Raw genomic sequence first — 20,585 nt, 5'->3', positions numbered from 1 at the left:
AAGAAGTTTAAGTCCTTCCACCTGCAGATGATGGCGCTGGGTAGCGCGATCGGCGCCGGGTTCTTTGTGGGCACCGGCGTTGCCGTTGCCGAGGCCGGTCCCGCAGTGCTGATCTCCTATATCCTTGCTGCGCTGATCGTTGTTGCCGTGATGTATTCCCTCGCCGAGCTCGCTGCAGCGATCCCTTCCTCTGGTTCGTTCTCAACCTACGCGGAAGCTGGGATTGGACGCTGGGCTGGTTTCACGTCCGGCTGGCTCTACTGGGTCATGCTCATCATGGTGCTGGGATTGGAAATGACCGGCGCTGCGCAGATTTTCACTCACTGGTTCCCGGGCGTTGCTCAGTGGGTCGTGACCTTGGTGATTGTCATTGTCCTGGGCGGGATTAACCTGCTGGCTGCCGGACACTTCGGTGCTGTCGAGGCGGGTCTTGCGGCCTTGAAGGTCCTGGCGATTATTGCCTTCTTGGCTATCGGTCTGTTTATGCTCATCGGTTTCATTCCGGGGCGTACGCAGGGCTTGCACGAGGCCTTCGTTGGGAACGGGGGCTTTGCGCCTGCGGGCATTTCCGGAATCGCCGTCGGGCTCCTTGCGATCATCACCTCCTTTGGCGGCCTCGAAATCGTCACCATTGCCGCTGCCGAGGCCGACGATGCACGGCGCGCAATGTCGAAGGCAATCCGTTCCGTCATTTGGCGCATTCTGGTCTTCTACGTTGGTTCAGTGACCCTCCTGATCTGCCTGCTTCCGTGGAACTCCGTGGAAATGAGCAAGCGCCCCTTCGCGGCCGTCCTCGAAATGGCGCACTTCCCGGGGGTCGGCGTCATCATGGATATCATCGTCTTCACTGCGCTGGTCAGTGCCTTCTCGGCAAATATCTACGCTTCTTCCCGTATCGCCTACTCCCTTGCTTCTCGTGGTATGGGTCCGCGTTGGCTTCTGGGTTCGAAAGTGGAAGAAGTTGCGCACACTGACGAAGAGACCATTGAGGTTGCTGCTCTACACGGCGATATTGAGCATGGTCGCACTCCCCGGAACGCGGTTGCGGTCTCAGTTGTGTTGTCCCTGATCTCGGTCGCCCTCAACTGGCTCTTGCCCGCCGTGATTTTGCAGATTCTGCTCAATGCGGTTGGAATGGTCTTGCTCATCGTGTGGATCATGATCGTCATTGCGCAGATCCGCCTGCACCCGTCTTTGGAAGCGCAGGGAGCTTTGTCGCTGCGCGTTCCGGGATGGCCCTGGGTTCCGAGGCTGTCGCTGCTTGGCCTCTTCGCGCTTATTGTGCTCATGCTTTTTAACGCTTCGGGACGCGCTCAGCTGCTTGCTATGGGGTCTCTGACGTTGCTTTTGGTCTGTATCTACTTCCTGGGCGAGAAGCTGCGTGAGCGGAAAGCGGCGTAGAACTGTACTGGGAAACCCGTCTCCTTCCGGGGAGGCGGGTTTCTTTTTATCCACAGGGTGTAGGGCCTTTCGGCGTTTTCCACAGATCTGGGTGCTGTCGTGGTTAATGATGACTTCCTGCGGCATAGTGTGAGGGAGGCATGGATATTGGTCCCTTAGAGCGTCGCTAGTTCTCAGGAAAGTCGGGAGGTGAGGAAGATGAAACGCACACACCGGGGGCGTCTGATCATTGTGTTCAGTGTCTTCCTCGCCGCTTTTGCGCTGCTGCTGGGATTCTGGTGGCGCACCTCGGGGCCCACACATGCAACGGGGCCGGCGGATATGACCTTGGGTAGCGCTGATGATAGTCGCCGCGCGCTTGAAGAACTGCGCGTCATTGAGAATGGCTCAGAATCAGTCCCACAGTATTCTCGGGATCAATTCGGTCAGCGCTGGGCTGACGTGGACCGTAATGGTTGCGATACCAGAAACGACGTGTTGAAGCGGGACCTCCATGACCTCCAGATGAAGCGAAGCTCACCGCAATGCGTTGTTGTGTCAGGGGTTTTAGATGATCCCTATACCGGGTGCCAGATCGACTTCCAACGAGGCGAGGATTCCTCCGAGGCAGTCCAGATTGATCACGTTGTTGCTCTTGCTAACGCCTGGAAGAGCGGGGCATGGCAATGGGACGCGGCGCGGCGTCAAGACTTCGCTAACGATCCTTTCAACCTGCTGGCTGTTGATGGAGCCGCGAATCAAGATAAAGGCGCGAGCAGCGCTGATCAGTGGTTGCCGTCCAACAGCGCATACCAATGCGCCTACGTCCAGCGACAGATTGCAGTGAAAGCTTCATGGGGATTGGGGGTGACCCGGGCAGAGAAGAAAGCAATGACATCGGTTTTGGAACGGTGCCAGTAAGGGAACTTGGTGGGGACCCTGGTTTCTCCCTGTCTTCCTCGAGCAACAAAAACACCAACTTTCCCGTACCATCAGGCCGAAAAGTCAACACTCCAGCAACACGTAGCGTCCTATAACCCGAAAAGTCGCCCCGCCAGCAACGCGTAGCGTCCTATGATTCTGGTTTAAAGCGCATCACCGCGCCCGAAAGTGGGTAAAGCAAAGCCCCGACCGGTGGGACGCACCGAGCGGGGCCGCTTGCGCGCTCGAAGGGACTCGAACCCCCAACCTTCTGATCCGTAGTCAGATGCTCTATCCATTGAGCTACGAGCGCAAAGCCGATTGATTGGCCGAGAAATAGTTTAAGCACAAGCTGCTCTGACAAGCAAACTCACAAATGCGTCATCAATCACATCCCCTGGTTTTCTGCTTCCCTGTGCCACGGAATTACCGCGCGATATCACGGAAGGAGGTGCGGCCTCGTCAACTAAAGAAATAGCAACGCGAATGGAGGGAACTTTCATTTGCTCGTCAAAATGAGTAAAAATGAAGAGGTCCATTTTTGAGTGACGTGCAGGAGCACAGCCATGGCAAATAGCCAGCCAAAAATGTCCACCATCCACATCGACCCTGTCAATGCAGTCCCTTCATTCCCCAAGCTCACAATCCTTGGTTTTCAGCATGTCCTGGCGTTTTATGCCGGGGCAGTTGTCGTTCCGCTGGTTATTGCCACCGGACTGGGACTCGATTCGGCAACCACTGTTCACCTGATCAACGCGGACCTCTTCACCTGTGGTATCGCCTCGATCATTCAATCTGCAGGACTTGGACCCAAGATCGGTGTCCGCCTGCCGCTCCTTCAAGGAGTAACTTTCACTGCGGTTTCGCCCCTGATTGCTGTCGGTCTGGCGGCAGGAGGCGGAGTTGAAGGCCTTGCGACAATGTATGGCTCCATCATTGTTGCTGGTATTGCAACCTTCCTTGCAGCGCCCTTCTTCGCGAAACTGCTACGTTTCTTCCCGCCGGTCGTCACCGGTACCTTGCTGACCGTCATGGGCACAACCCTTCTCTCGGTCGCGGCAAATGACATTGTCGCCTGGGGAACTGCGGCGGCAAAGGTCGGCGCGGATCCCATTCCCGGAACCTTGCGCGGCCTCGCATACGCACTGGGAACCCTTGCTGTCATCGTCATCATTCAGCGCATTTTCTCCGGATTCATGGCGACTATCGCGGTCCTTCTGGGCCTGGTCGGAGGAACCCTTGTTGCGTGGCTCCTTGGGGACGCAAACTTCTCGGCTGTGGGGGAGGCGGCACCGCTGGGTGTCACCACCCCCTTCTTCTTTGGAATTCCGAAGTTCTCTGTCGCTGCGATCATCTCAATGCTGATCGTCATGGCGATTACGGTAGTCGAGACCACGGGCGATGTTTTCGCCACGGGTGAGGTTGTTGGAAAGCGCATTACCCCCGCGCATATCGCTAACGCTCTGCGTGCCGATGGCCTCTCCACCGCTCTGGGCGGTGTCTTGAACTCCTTCCCCTACACCTGCTTCGCTCAAAACGTTGGTCTGGTGCGTCTGACTCGCGTGAAGTCCCGTTGGGTCGTCACCGCGGCCGGTGTGATCATGATCATCTTGGGTGTTCTCCCCAAGGCTGGCGCCGTTGTCGCCTCGATTCCTAAGCCGGTTATTGGTGGCGCTTCCTTGGCGATGTTCGCTGCCGTTGCGGTTGTTGGTATCCAGACCCTGTCCACTGTTGATATGCGCGATAACCGCAATTCGGTGATCGTGTCGACCTCGATTGGTCTGGGGCTGCTGGTGACCTTGAAGCCGGACTTAGCAGGATACGTGCCTTCATGGGCGCAGATTTTGTTCGGATCCGGCGTGACCATCGGTTCGATCTGCGCGATCATCCTCAACATCATCTTCTTCCACATTGGCCGCAAGCCCGCTCCCGCGGTGTCGATGCTCGACGGTCGTCCGCTGGACTTGGACGCAGTCAATAGCCTGGGTGAAGAGAAGTTCGTTCGTGTGTTTGAGCCAATGTTCTCCGGTGTGACCTGGCCTCTGGAGCGAGCATGGGCCCGCGCGCCTTTCGCAAGCGTGTCAGAGTTGCGTTACGCCTTCCAAGACGCCGTTGCTCAGGCGAGCCCCGAGGAACAGGAATCACTGATTGCCGCCTACACCGATATCGTTGACCTCCTCTTGTCTGACGAGGCCGATGAGCAGGCTTTGGTGGACACCGGTTCCACCTTGCTGGGTGACTTTGACCCTGCGAAGCAAGAAGAGCTTCGCGTCTTGGGCAAGGCCTACCGTGAACGCTTCAATCGTCCGATGATCGTGTGTATTTCGCGCATCGATTCGGCGGATCAGCTCTTGGCTGATGGCTGGCGTCGCGTTGAGAGCTCGGACTTGCGCGAGATGCGCGTGACCCTCAACGAGGTCATAGAGATCGCCGATAACCGTTTCGAAGCCATGGTCGCGGATGCGAATCCGATCCACTCCGCGTGGATGCGCTCTTTCGACCAGCTTGACTGAGGTCTTCTTCAGGCAGCGGCTCATACCGCCGCTTCTTGGCTAAGGCCGTGTGCCCCTGGGTGCTGTCCGCACCCAGGGGCACAGTCGTACCTGTACGGTCCCCAGGGCGCGGGGTTGTCGGCGCGCGTTGCCCGGTGCGGCCTCGTTCCCTCGCTCTCTTCTTCTTCTTCTTCCTCCCTCCCTCCTGGTTTAGCTCATTCATTCCGGGTCTATTGCTGTTCTAAGGCGGCAGGTGAGCGAGCTAAACCAGGAATGAGAGAGCTAACGGGGGAAGGGGAGAGCTAAAGCATGACTGCGCGATCTAAGCCGCGGTGCGCGCACTGTTAAGACCGCAGGTTGGGCAGCACAAAGCGAACTCGCAAAAGCACGCCCCTGGAGACATAACGATAAAACACACAAAAGGGCCGGGCCCCGACATTCGTCGAGGCCCGGCCCGAGCTTTGCGGTTAGAACCGCACTCGCGTCATGCGATCAGTTGCGACGCTTGCGAGCGGTGCCAAGGGCACCCACACCAGCGGTCAGCAACATGGCCGTCAGGATCGCGATCCACTGTGCATCCGAACCGGTCTTTGCCAGGATCGACTTCGCAGGCTGCGAAGGCGTCGGGATCAAGGTGACCGGGAAATCAATATCCAAGTTGACCTCGCCCTCGGTGAGGGTTACGGAAGTGGAGGTCGACGCGGCCTCGTAACCGGAAGGAACCTCGATCGACACGGTGTAGGTGCCGGGGAGGAGTCCCTCGAAGCGGTAGCGACCATCGGAGTCGGTCGTCGTACGCGCAACCTCGGTGCCGGAAGCATCCTTGAGGATCACGGTCACGCCGGGAACTCCGGGCTCGCCATTGTCAACGCCGTTGTGGTCCTGATCGTTCCACACGCGGTCGCCGATCGTTGCCGGCTTGACGAAGCCGAAGTCAACGCCCTGGACCGAGGAATCGGTGATGGTCACCGGTGCCTGGGTAGCACCGCGTCCGGTGTAGGCCTGGGTGTTGGTCAGACCGGCCAAGACGCCCGTGTTCGGATCAACGATCGAGACACGGTAGGTGCCCACTCCGAGGGCAACGAACTGGTAGTTGCCATCGGCATCGGTCACGGTCGTCATGGGGTTGCCATCGTGATCGAGGACGGGGTTGCCATCGCCATCGAGCAGAGCGACAGTCACGCCAGCGAAACGTTCTTCGGTCGAGCTCTTGGAGAAGCTTGCATCGGAGTCACGATAGATCGTGCCGCCGAGGTTGTAGCCGCCCTTGAAGGACGCCGAGGACTCGTTGTTCGTCGGGTTGTCGCCCGCCTGATCCTGGTGGGAGATACGCGCGACGTTCGTGACGAGCGCGCCAGCACCTTCACCGGTGATCTCGACGGTGATTTCGATGGACTGATCATCACCCTTGGCGATGGTCTCTCCGGACAGGTTCCACTCGCCGGTGGTTGCATCGTAGGTGCCGTCGCCCTCAGCCTTGACGAACTTAACGCCCGCCGGGAGCTTGTCGGAGACGGTGACACCGGTTGCCACGCCCGGACCATTGTTGGACAGGGTCAGGGTGTAGGTGACCTTCTTACCGGGGGTGAACTCGAAGGTTTCCTGATCGACCTCGTCCGGATCGGTGATCGCCTTCTTGATGGCGGTGTCAGCCGAGATTCCGAAGCCCCAGTCCTGATCAAGGTTCTGGTTCTTCTCGCCCGTCAGAGTCAGGTTAGCCGTGAGCTTCATGGCCGTTGCGAAGGCGGTGGAATCAGCCTTGGTTGCATCACTGACCACGGTCTTGTTCTCAACATCTCCAGCGGGGGAGTGGGTGAGAACGTCGAGCAGCGGTTCGGCGGTCTGGAGAGTCTCGGGATCGATACTCACCTTGTAGTCGCCGGGCAGCAGGTTCTCGAACTTGTACTTGCCATCCGCATCGGTCGTGGTCTCGTAGGTGCGGGTGATTCCACCCGGGCCGGTCCAGGTCAAAGTGACCTTCACGCCGGGCAGCACCTTGTCGCCAGCGTCGGGGGCATTGCCACCGTTCTGGTTCACGTCGAGGAACAGCTGATCGCCGATGACACCGGTACCAACGGCACCGAAGTCAATCGTTTCATCCGTCTGATCCTGAGCCAGGGTGACCGAGGCCGTGGCGCCGTTGGAGTCGAGAGCGCGGTCGGTTCCGGCGTCCGAGGTTGTTGCTTCGTAGCCTGCAGGTGCCTGGAAGGACACCTTGTAGTCGCCGGGCAGCAGGTTCTCGAACTTGTACTTGCCATTTGCGTCGCTCGTCTTCGCTGTAACGACGTTGCCAGAGGCATCGGTCACGGCGGAGCCATCCGCGTAGGTCAGGGTTACCGTCACGCCGGGCAGAGCCGGTTCGTCGGTATCCTGAATGCCATCGCGGTTGACGTCCATCCAGGTGTAGTCGCCCAGCGAAGCGGGCTTGACGAAGCCGAAGTTCACGTCGATAACGGAACCGGTTTCAGCCTTGATCGTCACTTCAGCGCTGGTCTTGTAGCGACCCGTGTAGGCCTCGAGAGGCTTGGTGCCTGCGAGAGGACCAGAGGTCGGGTTAACAACATCCACCTTGTACTCACCCAGGGGAAGACCCGCGAAGGAGTACTTGCCGTCAGCGTCGGTCACAGCGGTTACAGGGTTGCCATCCTTGTCGAGGACGGGGGTGCCGTCCTTCTTGAGGAGCGCAACGGTAACACCCGAGTAGGGGTTTTCGCCGTTATCAGAGCTGAAGGATGCGTTGGCATCGTTGTAGAGCTTGCCAGCGATCGTGTAACCGGCGGTCAAGGGCACCGAGGAGGTGTTGTCCGCGGTCTTATCACCGAACTGATCCTGGTGCTCGATGGTCGCCGTGTTGGTGACGATCGAACCAGCGGCCTCGGGAGTCACTCGCACGACAATGGTGTGCGTGCGGGTTGCGTCCTTCTCGATGACCTCATTGCTCAGGTCCCACTTGCCGGTGGTTGCATCGTAGTCTCCGTCGCCGGTAGAGCTCACGAAAGTCACGCCCGCCGGGAGCTTATCCTGCGCGATGACACCGGTTGCAGGGTTGGGGCCCTCGTTCGTCAAGGTGATCGTGTAGGTGACAGTCGTGCCGGGGGTGAAGCCACCCGCGGGCTCGGCTGCCGGATCCGTGATGGTCTTGGCGATCGCGGTGTTCGCGGGACCGGTGAAAGCCCAGTCCTGAGAATCGTTGCTCATCTTGCCCGGGCTCAGAGTGACCTTCGAGCTCAGGGAGAGCGTCTGGTTCTCTGAAGCGGTCAGATTGCCCGAAGGAGCGTGGGTCTGTGCGGTGCACACGGGGCACGCAGTCGTCAGCGAGGCCTGATCAACGGTGACCTTGTAGTCGCCGGGGGCCAGGTTCTCGAACTTGTACTTGCCGTCCGCGTCGGTCGTGGTCGTGAGCGTCTTCTCAACACCCGCCGGAGTCTTGAAGGTCAGCGTCACGGTTACGCCAGCCAGCGGCTTGTCGTGCTCAGTGGGGTTGAAACCACCGGAGTTGTCGACATCCCAGAAGATGGTGTCACCGATGTAACCGTTTGAAATCAGGCCAAAATCGATGCTCATATCCTTCTGGCCTTCAGCCAGGGTGACCTTCGGGGTGGGACCGTTGGAATCAGTATCCGCGTCGGTACCTGCGTTCGAGGTCGTGCCCGTGTAGCCAGCGGGAGGAGTGAAGCGCACGGTGTAGCTATCGTTACCGTTCTGGGCGAGCATACGCTCCGGGTTCGGCAGAAGGTTTTCGAAAGTGTACTTACCGTTCGCGTCGGTGGTCACTGCTGCAACGGTGTTTCCGTTGGCATCGACAACGGGATTGCCGAGGCTGTCGACCAAGGTCACGCGCACGCCCGCAACGCCGTATTCATCGGCGTCCTGGATGCCGTCCTTGTTGGCGTCGAACCACACGTAGTCACCGATCGATGCGGGCTTGACGAAACCGAAGTCGATCTTCGAGGCCGTCGGTGCCGCAGCGGTCAGGGTGATCGCCGTGGGGGTGGTGAGCTTGCCCTTGCCGGTGTCCGTGCGGCTAGCCGAGGAACCGTAGGCGAGGGTCTGCGTGTAGTCGGACAGTGCGACGGTGTCACCGTTCAGGGTGACGTTTCCGGGAACGACCTCAACCTTGTAGGAACCAAGAGGCAGGTGGGTGAAGGTGTAGTTACCGGAGGCGTCGGTCGTCGTGGTGATATCCGCGCCGGCGGCATTCTTCACGGGATTCCCGTCGCCGTCGAGGAGGCGCACGGTAACGCCCTCAAAAGGCTTGTCGATTCCCGGATCATTCGTCCATGTTGCGTCGGTGTCATTGAAGATGGTGCCGGACAGGGCGCCACCAACAGTGAAGGTCGCAGTGGAAGTGTTGTTCGCCGGGTTCGAATCGATCTGGTCGAAATCGCCAAGGCTTGCGGTGTTCGAAATGGTCGTACCCGCGGTACCGTCCTTGACCTTCACGAGGACGTACAGGGTCTCTGTTCCGCCAACATTGAGGGTGACGTCGGGATCTCCCGATGCAACTGCCTGCCATGTGGAGGTCGTCGGATCGTAGTCAGCGCCGGTAACCGGGGTTGCGTTTGCGCAGGGGGTTGCGCCCGCGGTCTGGCAGATTCGCGCCTCAGAGGAGACGTACTCGACGCCCGAAGGCAGGGAATCCTTCACCGACAAGCCCGAGGCAACCGCGGGACCATTGTTCTTCAAGTTCACCTTGTAGAGCATGTAGTCGCCGGGCATTGCCGGGCCGGTCGATTCGATGGTTTCGGGAAGTCCGTTTGCGTCGCGAACCACCTGATCGCCATTCATCTTGACGCGAGCGACAGACTTTTCGACAGCAACATCGGTGGAAACGTTGATACCGACCTTGGGAGCTTCATTCGGCTGCAGGTAGGACACCTTGCCGTTTTCAACGACGCCACCGGACAGTGCAACCGAGTTCCATGCGATGAGGTTCGCGTTGACCGGAGAAGTCATGGTTGCAACGAACTGGATTTTTTCTCCGATTTCGATATCGCGGTTCATAACAATGCGGAAACCGGTGATTGTCGACAAATCAGCGGGAGCAGCGCCCCAGGCGTTGGGGGTACATCCGGAAGGACCGGAGTTCATAGCTCCACCCGCGCTCATCACCTCGCCGCGGCAGGGGTTCTGAACGGTCGTGTATTCCACCGTGATATCCGAGGCCGGAACAGCCGTCGTCACGGGAGCCTGGCCTGGGAGCTGCTTAATTGACTGGAAGGACCAGTTGGTGGAGTTCAGCTGCGGACGCCAAGAAGATCCGCGTGCCTGCGAGGCAGCGGGGCCAACGCCGACATCGCCCTTGTAGGGCAGGATGTCGTAAGCGACAACCTTCGTCAGGGCAGCATTACCGGCATTGGTGATGGTGAAGCGGTAAGCACCGTCTGCACCCGGGTCGATCTGAGCAACCTGACCTGCGGGAACAAAGTCGGTGTCCTTGTTGCCCTTGACTTCCTTCGTGATGTTCATCGCGGGCGTAACGGCAACGTTGAAGGTCGACGATGAATTACATACGTAATCCGTCGTTGAGCCATTGCCGTTGACATCGAAGGTGTCCTGCGTGCGGCCAGCCCAGCAGTAGGAGGTGTTTCGCAGACTCTTATCTTCAGTGACGCTCTTCGCTCCATCTCCGGGCATGAAGATCATACCGTCGTTCGTGTTCTGTCCCGCCGGAGCAGTGGAGAGAACGTTCGTCGTGAGGTAAGCGTACAAGACTCCCTCGACGGCATCGGGAACGGTGATGCGAACCAGTGTGCGACCAGTGCCGTTGTAGTTCTTTTCGATGCTAACCGTGACCTTGGAGAGGTCATAGGCAGAGCCGTCTGCAGTAACGAGTCGCGATGTCTTTGCCACGCTGACCGCAGAAGCATCATCAATGTCAAAACCGGAGGGAAGCAGATCCGTCATGGTGAAGGGGGTAGGAACACCACCGTTGTTCTTCGGGCGAACGTTTCCCTGCAAGTAGAAGAGCGCAGGCTTGCCGATAACGACAGGATTCGTGGCGATGGACTTAGTGATATGCACGCTGGGGTAATTGTTGCGCACGCGCATCCACGAGCACAGGTTGTCGTTTGAGAAGATAACCCTGCCGGTCTCGATATCGGTCGCGGTACCGCTTGCACAGTTCTGGTAGCGAACATAGTCCGACGAGGCGACGTAATTGTAGTACCTCTCGGGCGGTGCAACAGGGTTGTAGTGGCTTGCAAAATCAGCCGGTTCTTCAGTCGGGAAGTTCGTTGGAATCGTCCCGTAGAAGAAAATGTTCGGGCTGGTCTGGGGGAGCGCATCCGTATCGATCGTGTAGCGGGTGATCCACTCACCCTCTGGAAGAGTCAAGGTAGACGAGGCCGTGTAGTTGACGCTTGCGTGGTTGCCCTTGTTAGTCCAGTACTCCAAGGTCCAGCCCCCGTTATTTTCGAAGCCGGAATTGGAGAAGATGGAGAAACGGTAGGGGCTAACCATTGTCGGCTGGTCACAGGGGGTACCAGCGGCCTTTGCGTCCTGTGTGGACCAGGTGCAGGGCAGAGTGTCATCCCAGTGGAAATGCAGCGTAGTGTTGCCTGAGTTAGAGGCTCCCAGACGCCACGGCGCGGAGCCTCCGCGAGTTTGATACTGGTTGTCATTGCCGAGCTTGATCATGGAACCAGCGGGCTTGCTTTCGGAGAAGCCGTGGGTGATTTGAGAGCTCTTGGTGACGACGGTCGTCGGATCGTTCTGTGCCTCGGCGGTGATGGTTGCCTTGTTGGTGACAGTGTCAGCGGTGGTGACGCTACCCGCAGGGTACTTGACGGTAACCGTCGAGGTAATGGGGTTTTGCCATGCCCAATTCGCGTAGGTCCAATTCACCGTGTGAGTGGCCGCGTCGTAGACGCCGCCATTCGTTGCCGAGACGAATTCAGCGTTTGCAGGAAGCGGGTCGCTGACTTTGATGTTCTGAGCCTGAACGAAGTTGAGGCCGTTGAGGTTAGCGGACTTTCGCGCGGAGCCGTTCCAGCGGATACCGGGCTTATTGGGGTTAGTCTGGTCGATCTGCTGGTAGCCATAGTAGAGCTTGTAGGTTGCGAGGCCGCCAACCGCGGGGTAGTCCTGCTGACGCGTCGGACCAGTCTTTTCGATTGCAACATCGAGGTCGGCAGTCCACTTTGTTGTCAGAGACTGCTCAATCGTGTCAGCATTCGTTGCCGAGAAGACGACTCGGGTCGTGGTCGTCGAGTTGTTCGGCGCATCGTTGGCGAAGTAGCTCCACGGAATCTGGATACGGTCCGAGGTTCCGGCAGGAATCGAATTCTTGAGCGTGAAGAGCAGGCGCTGCATGCGCGGGGTGCCGGAAACAACGTTGTTCTGGGTCTTGACGACGGTGTCACCGGTAACCGGGTATGTCTGATAGAAGCTGGTGGACAGCTGCTCACCCGCGGGGGTAACGGGTCCAGGGAGCCACACCTCAATGGTTCCACCTTCACACGGTGTCGAAACCGAGGAACAGGAGTAGTTGATAGTGGTGATCTGCTGGTCACGAATCGGTAGCGTTGCGGAGTCGTTCGAAACAGACATGGACAGCGTTGCTGAGTTTGCGACTGCGCGTGCGCGGCGCGTGCGAGGGGTGTTCGCGTTTACTCCTGCGGCCTGCGCTGAAATCTCTGCGGGGGCTTCGGTATTTGTTGCCGGAGCAGAGGTTTCTTCAGCAGAAGCGCCGCTTGCTTCTTCAGTCGTGGCGTTTTCGCTGCCTGTATCCGAGGCTTGGGCTGCCTGAGTGGTTTCGCTGCTGTTGTCAGCCGCTACGCTCCCGTATAGGGGGCTGAGCGGCGTGAACAGTAGCGAAAGTGTGGCAATACTTGCCGCACCAGCTATACGCACACGCGTATTGAGCAGTCGAGGGCGTGTCATCGAAATCTCTTTCATCGCACAATTTACAGGGATACAAGTTTTAATTTACTTTCTGCGTGCCACCCGGGCAATTGTTTGTGTATTTCATCATTGTGACGAAAAACGCTCAGACAAGTTAATGACGGCGCAACAAGGTGTCAGCCTACTGAAATAGGCAAAGAAAAACCCCGAGTTTTCAAGGAAAACTCGGGGTTATCTGCGGAGACGGCGGGATTTGAACCCGCGAGGGGCGTGAACCCCTACCTCCTTAGCAGGGAGGCGCACTCGACCGGACTATGCGACGTCTCCAATGCCGACTACTCTAAGGCATTTTCTTCGCGGACGCGAAATGCGCTGCGACCCTATTGTTGTCGGAACCGCGGAGGGCAAGGGATTCGAACCCCTGGTGCCATTGCTGACACAACGGTTTTCAAGACCGTCACCTTCGGCCACTCGGTCAGCCCTCCAGACCCGCCAATCATAGCGGATCTTGAACTATTCGCACATTCGTCTTCACGAATATGTAATAGATCCCCAAATGTTCTTCAGTGACGCCGACGGAAAGGAACCCAGGAGCGACGGTCGGTAGGAGCCTCCTCAGGGTGGTCAAGAAGGCCTCGTGAAATGGCCGAAGCGAAAGGCGGCCACATCGGAATACGGCCAATCAATACGGTCTGAATTGCCCACGCAATATCGCCACTGCGCGGGGCCGACTCCTCAGTCACCTGATTGTCAAACGAGAGAACGTGCAGCCACTGTCCCGGACGGACAATGAGCTCATCGTTGATGAAATCGAGCCATGAACGATAGCAGTGCTCATAGTGTTCGACTTCACCCTCGCTCGCGCCGTCATCGCGAAGCGCGCGCGCCAGAGAAACCGCGGCGCATACGCCCTCGCAGACAACCCACATGTAGTGGCGATTATCCAGGATCTGCTTCTCGTGGTCATCGAAACCAACAGAGGTGACAAAGCCGGCATGCCCCAGCTGCCTCCAGCCGTCGACGCGAGCACGCTCAAAGAACTCGGTCGCGGCCTCGAGAAGGGCATCATCGGGTTTCCTTCCCAAGGAACGCAGCGCAGCGCGGACCTGGATCGACAAACGCGCCCAGCGCAGCAGGGTACCGATCTGTACTCCCTCAAGCACGGGGGTTGAGGACCAGTGTTCCCACTTCTTCGCCCACCCCTGCTCCCCTTGGGCGACGGGGGAGGAGGTCTCGATATCGATGTATTCGCCCAGCCTCCACGAGGCCCCGTTTCCCATGCGCGCGACCGCAAGGGTGATCGCCTCTGCGCGGTCGATCCACACGGGGTCGGCGGTCGCTTCAGCGGCGGCAAGGTAGGCCTCGGTTGTCGAGGCCAGGGTCCCCAGGGAGACAATCGGAGCCTTGTGCTGTGTGCTTCCCGAGGCGATTGCGCCGTAGACCAGCGAATTCGGCGCTAGCCAGCGGCGTTCCTGTTCGTGAAGAGCCTCCAATAGGAGCTCGTGTGCGCCGGGGCGATTCGCAACCGCGGCCGCAGCGCTCGCGCTGATTAAGAGGGCGTTATCGAGCTGGTAGTCAATGTCGCCGCCGCGAACTTCGGCCTTATAAGATTCCGAGTCGGTGTTTTCTTCTTCATCAACGGCGCTTGGGTCGGGCAGTCCCTTCAGGTGCTCGTCAATTACGCGACGCAAGGTGTGTGTTGCGTGGTCGGCGTAGCGGCGAGAGCCGGGAAGCCCCAAGAGAGTCCCCAAAGAAAAGGCGTGGAGCATTCGAGCACTGAGGGTGAACTGAGCGCGCGGGCTGGGTTCTTCACCTTCTGGGCCTTCGCTGAAGCCAGAAGGTGTTGTACTGACTTTTGCTTCTGCGATCAGTGCTTGAAGTTGCGCCGAAAGCCAGCGATTGTGCTCGATTGAATCCAACCAGCCCATGTGGTTCTCCTTTGCCGTCCATGCCTGTCACTGTCAGCGTCGTTGCGAAAGCGACATCCTGACCGAGTTTATCCCAAGGGCGCCCCAGGTGTCGGAGCTTAACGAATATTTACTCACGATTGTGCTCTATGTGGACTCTCTTGCACGCCTGAGGGAAACATTGCAGACTAAAAGCATGTTTGATCGAGCTGGCACTGTTGCCCTTCCCGAAGACCTCACCGATATTGATGCGCTAATTTCCGCGTATTACGACATTGAACCGGACCCCTCAAACCCCGATCAACGGGTGTCTTTTGGTACCTCCGGTCACCGCGGTAGCGCATTCGATGGCAAGTTCAATGAAGCACACATCGTTGCGATCACCCAGGCGATCGTCGACTACCGAGCCGAGCAGGGCTTCAATGGTCCGCTTTTCATTGGTCGCGACACCCACGCGCTGAGCGAACCCGCATGGCGGACCGCCCTGGAAGTCTTGGCCGCCAATAACGTTGATGTCCGCATTGATGCACGCGGATCTTTCACTCCGACCCCCGCGGTTTCCGTGGCGATCCTCGGCGCAAATGGTGCACCCAAGCACCTGCGCGCGACTGGGGAAGGGCTGGCTGACGGTATCGTCGTCACCCCCAGCCACAACCCGCCTCGTGACGGCGGATTCAAGTACAACCCGCCTCACGGTGGTCCCGCGGACTCCGATGCGACCTCGTGGATCGCCAAGCGCGCCAACGAAATCCTTGAAAAGGGCTGGCGCAGCGTCGATCGCGTGCTGGGTTCGGACCTGCTGGATCACCCCTGTATCCACCGCTTCGACTACCTTGCCTACTACGTCGATCAGCTTGACCAGGTCATCGATATCGATGCGATTCGCGAGGCCGGCGTGCGTATTGGTGCCGATCCGCTGGGCGGAGCATCGGTGGACTACTGGGGTGCAATTGCCGAGCGCTACGGCTTGGAGCTGACCGTTGTGAACCCCAAGGTTGACCCCGCATGGTCCTTCATGACCCTGGACTGGGATGGAAAGATCCGTATGGACTGCTCCTCTCCCTATGCGATGGCGTCTCTTCGCGATGCGATGACTCCGGACGAAAACGGGAACACTCCCTACGACATTGCGACAGGAAATGACGCTGACTCGGACCGTCACGGAATCGTGACACCCGATGGTTTGATGAACCCGAACCACTACCTGGCCGTTGCGATCGAATACCTCTTCACGCATCGCCCGAACTGGCCCGCACAAGCTGCAGTCGGTAAGACTTTGGTGTCCTCGGCGCTCATCGACCGCGTTGCTGATTCGATTGGCCGAAAGCTCGTTGAGGTTCCCGTGGGCTTCAAGTACTTCGTTCCCGGGTTGGTCAGCGCCGAGCTTGGTTTCGGTGGTGAGGAAAGCGCAGGAGCCTCCTTCCTTCGCAAGGATGGCACCGTGTGGTCCACCGATAAGGACGGAATCATCTTGGCCCTTCTGGCCTCTGAGATTCTGGCCGTTACCGGTAAGACACCCTCGCAGCTGCACGAAGAACAGGTCGAACGTTTCGGGGCCTCGGCTTATGCGCGGATCGACGCGCCCGCGAACCGTGAAGAAAAGGCGAAGCTTGCCGCTTTGTCTCCCGAGGATGTTTCCGCAACCGAACTGGCCGGTGACCCCATCACCGCAAAGCTCGTGCGCGCTCCGGGTAATGATGCAGCAATCGGTGGCCTGAAAGTGACGACTGACGTCGCGTGGTTTGCGGCTCGTCCTTCGGGCACGGAGGATGTCTACAAGATCTATGCCGAGTCCTTCCGCGGAGCCGAGCACCTTGCTCAGGTTCAGGAAGCGGCTAAGCAATTGGTGAGCGAGGCCTTGAAGGGCTGAGCTCGCGTTCATAACCGTTGTGAGGGGTGCGGGGGCGTGTGACGGCTCCGCACCCCTTTCGTTATTCATGTTCAGGATTTGCGGCTTGGTGGAAAAAGAGCCTTCTGACCGGTACCTTTAAGGGGTCTCATTAAAGCAGGAGAGGTCCGGTAAAAATGGTGGAGAAAACGCGCGAAGGTGCGGATACCTTAACCTCTGCACGCCCGCCTTTTCCCTGGCGCCGGATGATCCTGCTCATGGGGGCGGCACTTGCCCTTCTGGCGGGACTTGACGCAGCTCTTGTCCGCCTGGGGGCCCTTGCTCCGGTGAGCTCAACGGACTTGGGCGCAATCCATGGAATCCTCATGGTTTACGGCTTCCTGGGAACAGCGATCTGTTTAGAACGCGCAGTAGCGCTGAACTCTCGATGGGCCTACCTTTCCCCGGCCACCTCGGCGCTCGCGGGAATTGCAGCCATCGTCATCTCTCAAAGCCGAGCGGTCGCCAATTTCATTGCTACATTGCCGCTTCCGGCCTACCTGAGTCGCACCCTTCCCGGGTATCAATCCCAGCGAATGCTTCCGGCAGTCCTGTGGACAATCTCCATGATCACCCTGGTCATGATTTACCGGCATGTGTGGAAAAAGCGTCAAGCTTCGTACGCGGTCCTCATCCAATTGATCGGTGCATGTGTCGGCCTGTGCGGGATCCTCTTATGGATGCGAGGACTGGAAGTCGCCCTCATCATGCCCTGGTGGCTCTTTTTCTTGCTTTTGACGATCGTTGGCGAGCGCTTGGAATTGGCGCGCCTCGCCTTCAATGAGGCAACCGAGAAGCGAATTTTGGTCTGGGTCGGGGCTCTGCTCATTTCCTTGGCACTGACGCTGATTGTCCCCCTTGTCGCCTACCCGCTTTTAGGAATCTCACTTGCGGCACTTGCAATCGATATGGGGTATCACGATGTCGCTCGTAAAACCATAAATATCCCCGGAATTCCGCGTCTTTCCGCGGTCGCTATGCTCGCTGGATACGGGTGGGTGATGCTCCCGGCTGCTCTGTGGATTACCGCACCCCCGACCTTTTCCGGCTATGGCTACGATGCGATTGTTCACGCCTTGACAGTTGGCTTCGCAGTCTCCATGGTCATTGCGCACGCACCGGTTATTATCCCCTCGGTGATTCGTCGCGAGGTTCCCTACCACTTCTCAATGTGGGTCCCTCTGGTTCTTTTCCACCTCAGCTTGCTGATTCGTTTCCTTTCTGGCGCGCGCGAGGCCGCACTTCCCTGGCGTTTTGGCGGAGCGCTTGGAGTATGTGCATTCCTCCTCTTCGTTGTTACGACTGCCAGCGTGACAATTGTGAACACGCGACGTGGGCGGAGCACCCATGCCTGAGATTTCTTCTCCCCAGGCGGGAGTGAGTATCGGTGCGGAACCGGCAGGTGCTCCCACCGGTGCCCCGGGGTCCGGACGCCCCTCCCGAATGCGCATCGATCGCTTGGGAACCACGTGGATGATCATCGCGGTTCTTATGGCAGTAGTGACCCTCTTCCTTCACCGCCGCATGCCGCAGCCCCTGTGGACCATGATCCATCTGGTGACTTTAGGCGTCTTAAGCAATGGAATTTTCCAATGGTCATGGTTCTTTGCCCGCTCCCTTGCACGTCTGGCAGCCGATGACCGCAGAGCTCACTCGGACAACCTGCGTCGAATGCTGAGCTTCAATGCGTGTTTTGCATTGCTCTTTATTTCGATGTGGCTTGGCTGGTTCATCGGAACTGTCGTTGCGGCAACGGGCATTGCGGCAATTGCTGCCTGGCATGGAGCCGCGATGCTGTCGGTTCTTCGCGAGCGTTTGGCCTCGCGCTTTGTCATCGTTGTGCGCTACTACGTGTGCGCGGCAGCTTTCTTTGTACTCACCGCGCTTCTTGCTGGTTTTGTCACCACCACAATGTTTTCTTCTTCCATTCCCGAGGCCTTGCTTGCGATGCGTGATCGCCTGACCTTTGCACACGCTCTCAGTGGTGTTGGCGGATGGCTGGGCCTGAGCATCGGTGGCACCGCAATTACCTTGGGGCCGACAATCTTGCGTACACGGATGTCTCCCGATGCGGTTTCCTGGGGGATTAAAGTTCTTCCGCCTTGGTGCGTCAGTTTGCTGATTGCGGTATGCGGAGCTCTCTTAGGAGCTATGCCCCTGGTCGGTGCTGGAATTTTAGGTGCGGCCGCCTGCGGGATTATGGGGATTCTTATCCCTTATGCGCGTGTTTTAGCAGCAAAGAAACCTCAAGAGTATTCCGCATGGTCATTCCTTATCGGATTGGGATGGATTGCTCTAGGCATTCTTTTCTTGGGGATTACGGCGCTTTTTGTCAGTACTCCGAGCGAAATTCGAGCACTGACCATGATGTGGCTTCCGATTATTGGCGCGGGCGGCTTCGCCCAGCTCTTTGTGGGAGCACTGAGCTATCTGATGCCAGTTGTCATTGGAGGCGGTCCTTCGGTTGTCAGAATTGGTATCGCAATTCTTGACTGGCAGTTCGCACTGCGTGTGGCGCTGAGAAACGGAGCTCTGTTCCTTCAAGTTGTCCTTTTCTGTGCTGCCGCAAGTACAGCGGTTACTACTCTTCGATACGCGCTTTGGCTGGTCATGATCATGACCTTCGCAATTGACATCGTGATGTTTGCGCGCGCGGGAAAAAATCAAGCACGAGCGCGTCAAGAACGCATCAAAGAGATGAGTGAAAGTAGGCAGGTTCAATGAGCGAAGAAAACACTGGGCCCTCGCGGGCAGCAATGGTCTTCACTGGCCTTGGCGCTGTTGTCGCCCTTGTTCTTGCCAGTGTCCTAGCTGGCGGAAGTAACGCAACGCAAAACTCAGCGGTGGGGAACACCTCAGGCGTGGCCTCGTCAACTCAGGTGAAAGAAACCGGTGAAACCACCCACGTGGAAATCGGTGTCCAAGGGATGTCCTTCACTCCTTCTGTCGTCCACGTTCCGGCGGGAAATCGACTGCACATTACTTTCACGAACACCGCGGAACAACGGCACGACCTCGTTCTTGCTAGTGGGCAAACGACCGGCTCTCTGGCCCCTGGAGCGAGCGCAGAACTGGACGCCGGAGTGATCACTGCCAACACTGAGGGCTGGTGTTCACTGCCGGGGCATCGCGAGATGGGAATGACGTTGAGCATTCTCGCCGATGGAGCACCGGGCGGCTCTGCATCAGCGGGCTCACACTCTGGCGGCGCCTCCCACAACCACGAGGTTGCAACGGGAACGGGAATCCCAACTGCAGACCAACTGCGAGCCTACGCAGCGAAAGTCGATCCCTATCCCGCTGAAGTTGCACCGGCCTCGGAAGAAAAAGACCACTACTACACCCTGGTTGCCCGCGACGATATCGTGCAGAATCTGAGCGAGGATGTCAGCCGGACGGTCTGGACCTTCAACGGGAACACTCCCGCTCCCACCCTTCGTGGAAAAATCGGCGATACCTTCCACATCACCCTCAAAAACGAGGGAACCATGGGGCATTCTCTGGACTTCCATGCGGGCGATATTGCGCCGGATGAGGCCATGAAGACGATCGATCCCGGGCAGACGCTGGAATACACCTTCACGGCGAAGGCAGCCGGAATCTGGATGTACCACTGCTCGACGCACCCCATGTCCATGCACATTGCTAACGGAATGACCGGTGCCGTCATCATTGATCCCAGCGATCTGCGCCCGGTCGACCACGAGTATGCGATGGTTGCGACCGAGCTGTATCTGGGGGATAACGGTGGTACTGCCAACGCTACGAAGATCGCCTCGATGATGCCCGACCTGCAGGCTTTTAATGGCCGTCCCTTCCAGTACGATGCGCACCCCCTCAAAGTGAAGGTCGGCGAGCGCGTGCGATTCTGGCTGATGGATTCGGGCCCAAATACCGCCATGTCCTTCCACATCGTTGGTGGACAATTCGACACCGTCTGGGACGAGGGCGGCTACACGCTCATCGACGGAGGCAACGCCATCAGCCGTGGGGGAGGGGGATCCCAAACCTTCCCCATGCTTCCCGCACAGGGCGGTTTCGTTGAGCTTTCTTTCAAGGAGCCGGGAACCTATACCTTCGTCAACCACGTCATGAGCCTTTCCGAGGCCGGGGCGCACGGAAAGATTGAAGTGACGAACTAAGCCGTGGCAC

At 58.4% G+C, this 20,585-nt stretch carries 9 protein-coding genes and 3 tRNA genes; 7 read left to right on the top strand and 5 right to left on the bottom strand.

What is annotated here, in order from left to right; translation table 11 throughout:
- Positions 1-27 precede the first annotated feature (27 nt).
- Both HMPREF1627_RS02345 and HMPREF1627_RS02340 read left to right on the top strand, forming a co-directional pair.
- Positions 28-1,401 carry an amino acid permease gene (locus tag HMPREF1627_RS02345; protein WP_034501133.1) on the top strand — a complete coding sequence of 458 codons (1,374 nt, stop codon included), beginning with the start codon at positions 28-30 and terminating at the stop codon, positions 1,399-1,401.
- Between the two features lie 198 nt (positions 1,402-1,599).
- Positions 1,600-2,301, top strand: coding sequence for an HNH endonuclease family protein (locus tag HMPREF1627_RS02340; protein ID WP_034500826.1), 702 nt, complete (start codon positions 1,600-1,602; stop codon positions 2,299-2,301).
- Positions 2,302-2,541: 240 nt separating this feature from the next.
- On the opposite strand, the gene HMPREF1627_RS02335 is transcribed toward HMPREF1627_RS02340, so the two are convergent.
- Positions 2,542-2,614: transfer RNA gene (locus HMPREF1627_RS02335), tRNA-Arg, on the bottom strand.
- A 253-nt stretch (positions 2,615-2,867) separates the two neighbouring features.
- Between HMPREF1627_RS02335 and HMPREF1627_RS02330 the strand changes: the two genes are divergently transcribed.
- Positions 2,868-4,814 (top strand): solute carrier family 23 protein, encoded by a 1,947-nt coding sequence (locus HMPREF1627_RS02330; RefSeq protein WP_034500824.1) that lies wholly within the window; start codon positions 2,868-2,870, stop codon positions 4,812-4,814.
- A 471-nt stretch (positions 4,815-5,285) separates the two neighbouring features.
- On the opposite strand, the gene HMPREF1627_RS02325 is transcribed toward HMPREF1627_RS02330, so the two are convergent.
- The 4 genes from HMPREF1627_RS02325 to HMPREF1627_RS02310 all read right to left on the bottom strand — a co-directional run bounded on the left by HMPREF1627_RS02325 (position 5,286) and on the right by HMPREF1627_RS02310 (position 14,566).
- Complete coding sequence (locus HMPREF1627_RS02325; protein ID WP_034501131.1) at positions 5,286-12,677, bottom strand: SdrD B-like domain-containing protein; 7,392 nt, start codon at positions 12,675-12,677, stop codon at positions 5,286-5,288.
- 199 nt (positions 12,678-12,876) lie between these two features.
- A tRNA-Ser gene (locus HMPREF1627_RS02320) sits at positions 12,877-12,965 on the bottom strand.
- A gap of 71 nt (positions 12,966-13,036) precedes the next feature.
- Positions 13,037-13,123 (bottom strand) — tRNA-Ser (locus HMPREF1627_RS02315).
- Positions 13,124-13,201: 78 nt separating this feature from the next.
- On the bottom strand, positions 13,202-14,566 hold the full coding sequence (locus tag HMPREF1627_RS02310; protein ID WP_034500823.1) for an AGE family epimerase/isomerase: 1,365 nt from the start codon (positions 14,564-14,566) through the stop codon (positions 13,202-13,204).
- Positions 14,567-14,741: 175 nt separating this feature from the next.
- On the opposite strand from HMPREF1627_RS02310, the gene pgm reads away from it, so the two are divergent.
- The 4 genes from pgm (at position 14,742) to HMPREF1627_RS02290 (ending at position 20,575) form a co-directional block, all read left to right on the top strand.
- Positions 14,742-16,415 carry a phosphoglucomutase (alpha-D-glucose-1,6-bisphosphate-dependent) gene (pgm, locus tag HMPREF1627_RS02305; protein ID WP_034500821.1) on the top strand — a complete coding sequence of 558 codons (1,674 nt, stop codon included), beginning with the start codon at positions 14,742-14,744 and terminating at the stop codon, positions 16,413-16,415.
- 155 nt (positions 16,416-16,570) lie between these two features.
- Positions 16,571-17,788, top strand: coding sequence for a hypothetical protein (locus HMPREF1627_RS02300; protein ID WP_034500820.1), 1,218 nt, complete (start codon positions 16,571-16,573; stop codon positions 17,786-17,788).
- Positions 17,781-19,157 (top strand): hypothetical protein, encoded by a 1,377-nt coding sequence (locus HMPREF1627_RS02295; protein WP_234305211.1) that lies wholly within the window; start codon positions 17,781-17,783, stop codon positions 19,155-19,157. Before HMPREF1627_RS02300 ends, HMPREF1627_RS02295 begins: the two co-directional genes overlap by 8 nt.
- Entirely contained in the window at positions 19,154-20,575 is a 1,422-nt protein-coding gene (locus tag HMPREF1627_RS02290) for a multicopper oxidase domain-containing protein (protein ID WP_034500819.1), read from the top strand. Before HMPREF1627_RS02295 ends, HMPREF1627_RS02290 begins: the two co-directional genes overlap by 4 nt.
- Positions 20,576-20,585: the final 10 nt, after the last annotated feature.

The organism is Actinomyces sp. S6-Spd3 (assembly GCF_000758755.1).
Taxonomy (GTDB): Bacteria; Actinomycetota; Actinomycetes; order Actinomycetales; family Actinomycetaceae; genus Pauljensenia.
This window is presented reverse-complemented; position numbering and strand designations above follow the sequence as displayed.

Excerpts from the sequence above, each read along its gene's own strand:
- HMPREF1627_RS02345 (WP_034501133.1), top strand. The coding sequence starts at position 28 with ATGATGGCGCTGGGTAGCGCGATCGGCGCCGGGTTCTTTGTGGGCACC.
- HMPREF1627_RS02340 (WP_034500826.1), top strand. The coding sequence starts at position 1,600 with ATGAAACGCACACACCGGGGGCGTCTGATCATTGTGTTCAGTGTCTTC.
- HMPREF1627_RS02330 (WP_034500824.1), top strand. The coding sequence starts at position 2,868 with ATGGCAAATAGCCAGCCAAAAATGTCCACCATCCACATCGACCCTGTC.
- HMPREF1627_RS02325 (WP_034501131.1), bottom strand. The coding sequence starts at position 12,677 with ATGACACGCCCTCGACTGCTCAATACGCGTGTGCGTATAGCTGGTGCG.
- HMPREF1627_RS02310 (WP_034500823.1), bottom strand. The coding sequence starts at position 14,566 with ATGGGCTGGTTGGATTCAATCGAGCACAATCGCTGGCTTTCGGCGCAA.
- pgm (WP_034500821.1), top strand. The coding sequence starts at position 14,742 with ATGTTTGATCGAGCTGGCACTGTTGCCCTTCCCGAAGACCTCACCGAT.
- HMPREF1627_RS02300 (WP_034500820.1), top strand. The coding sequence starts at position 16,571 with ATGGTGGAGAAAACGCGCGAAGGTGCGGATACCTTAACCTCTGCACGC.
- HMPREF1627_RS02295 (WP_234305211.1), top strand. The coding sequence starts at position 17,781 with ATGCCTGAGATTTCTTCTCCCCAGGCGGGAGTGAGTATCGGTGCGGAA.
- HMPREF1627_RS02290 (WP_034500819.1), top strand. The coding sequence starts at position 19,154 with ATGAGCGAAGAAAACACTGGGCCCTCGCGGGCAGCAATGGTCTTCACT.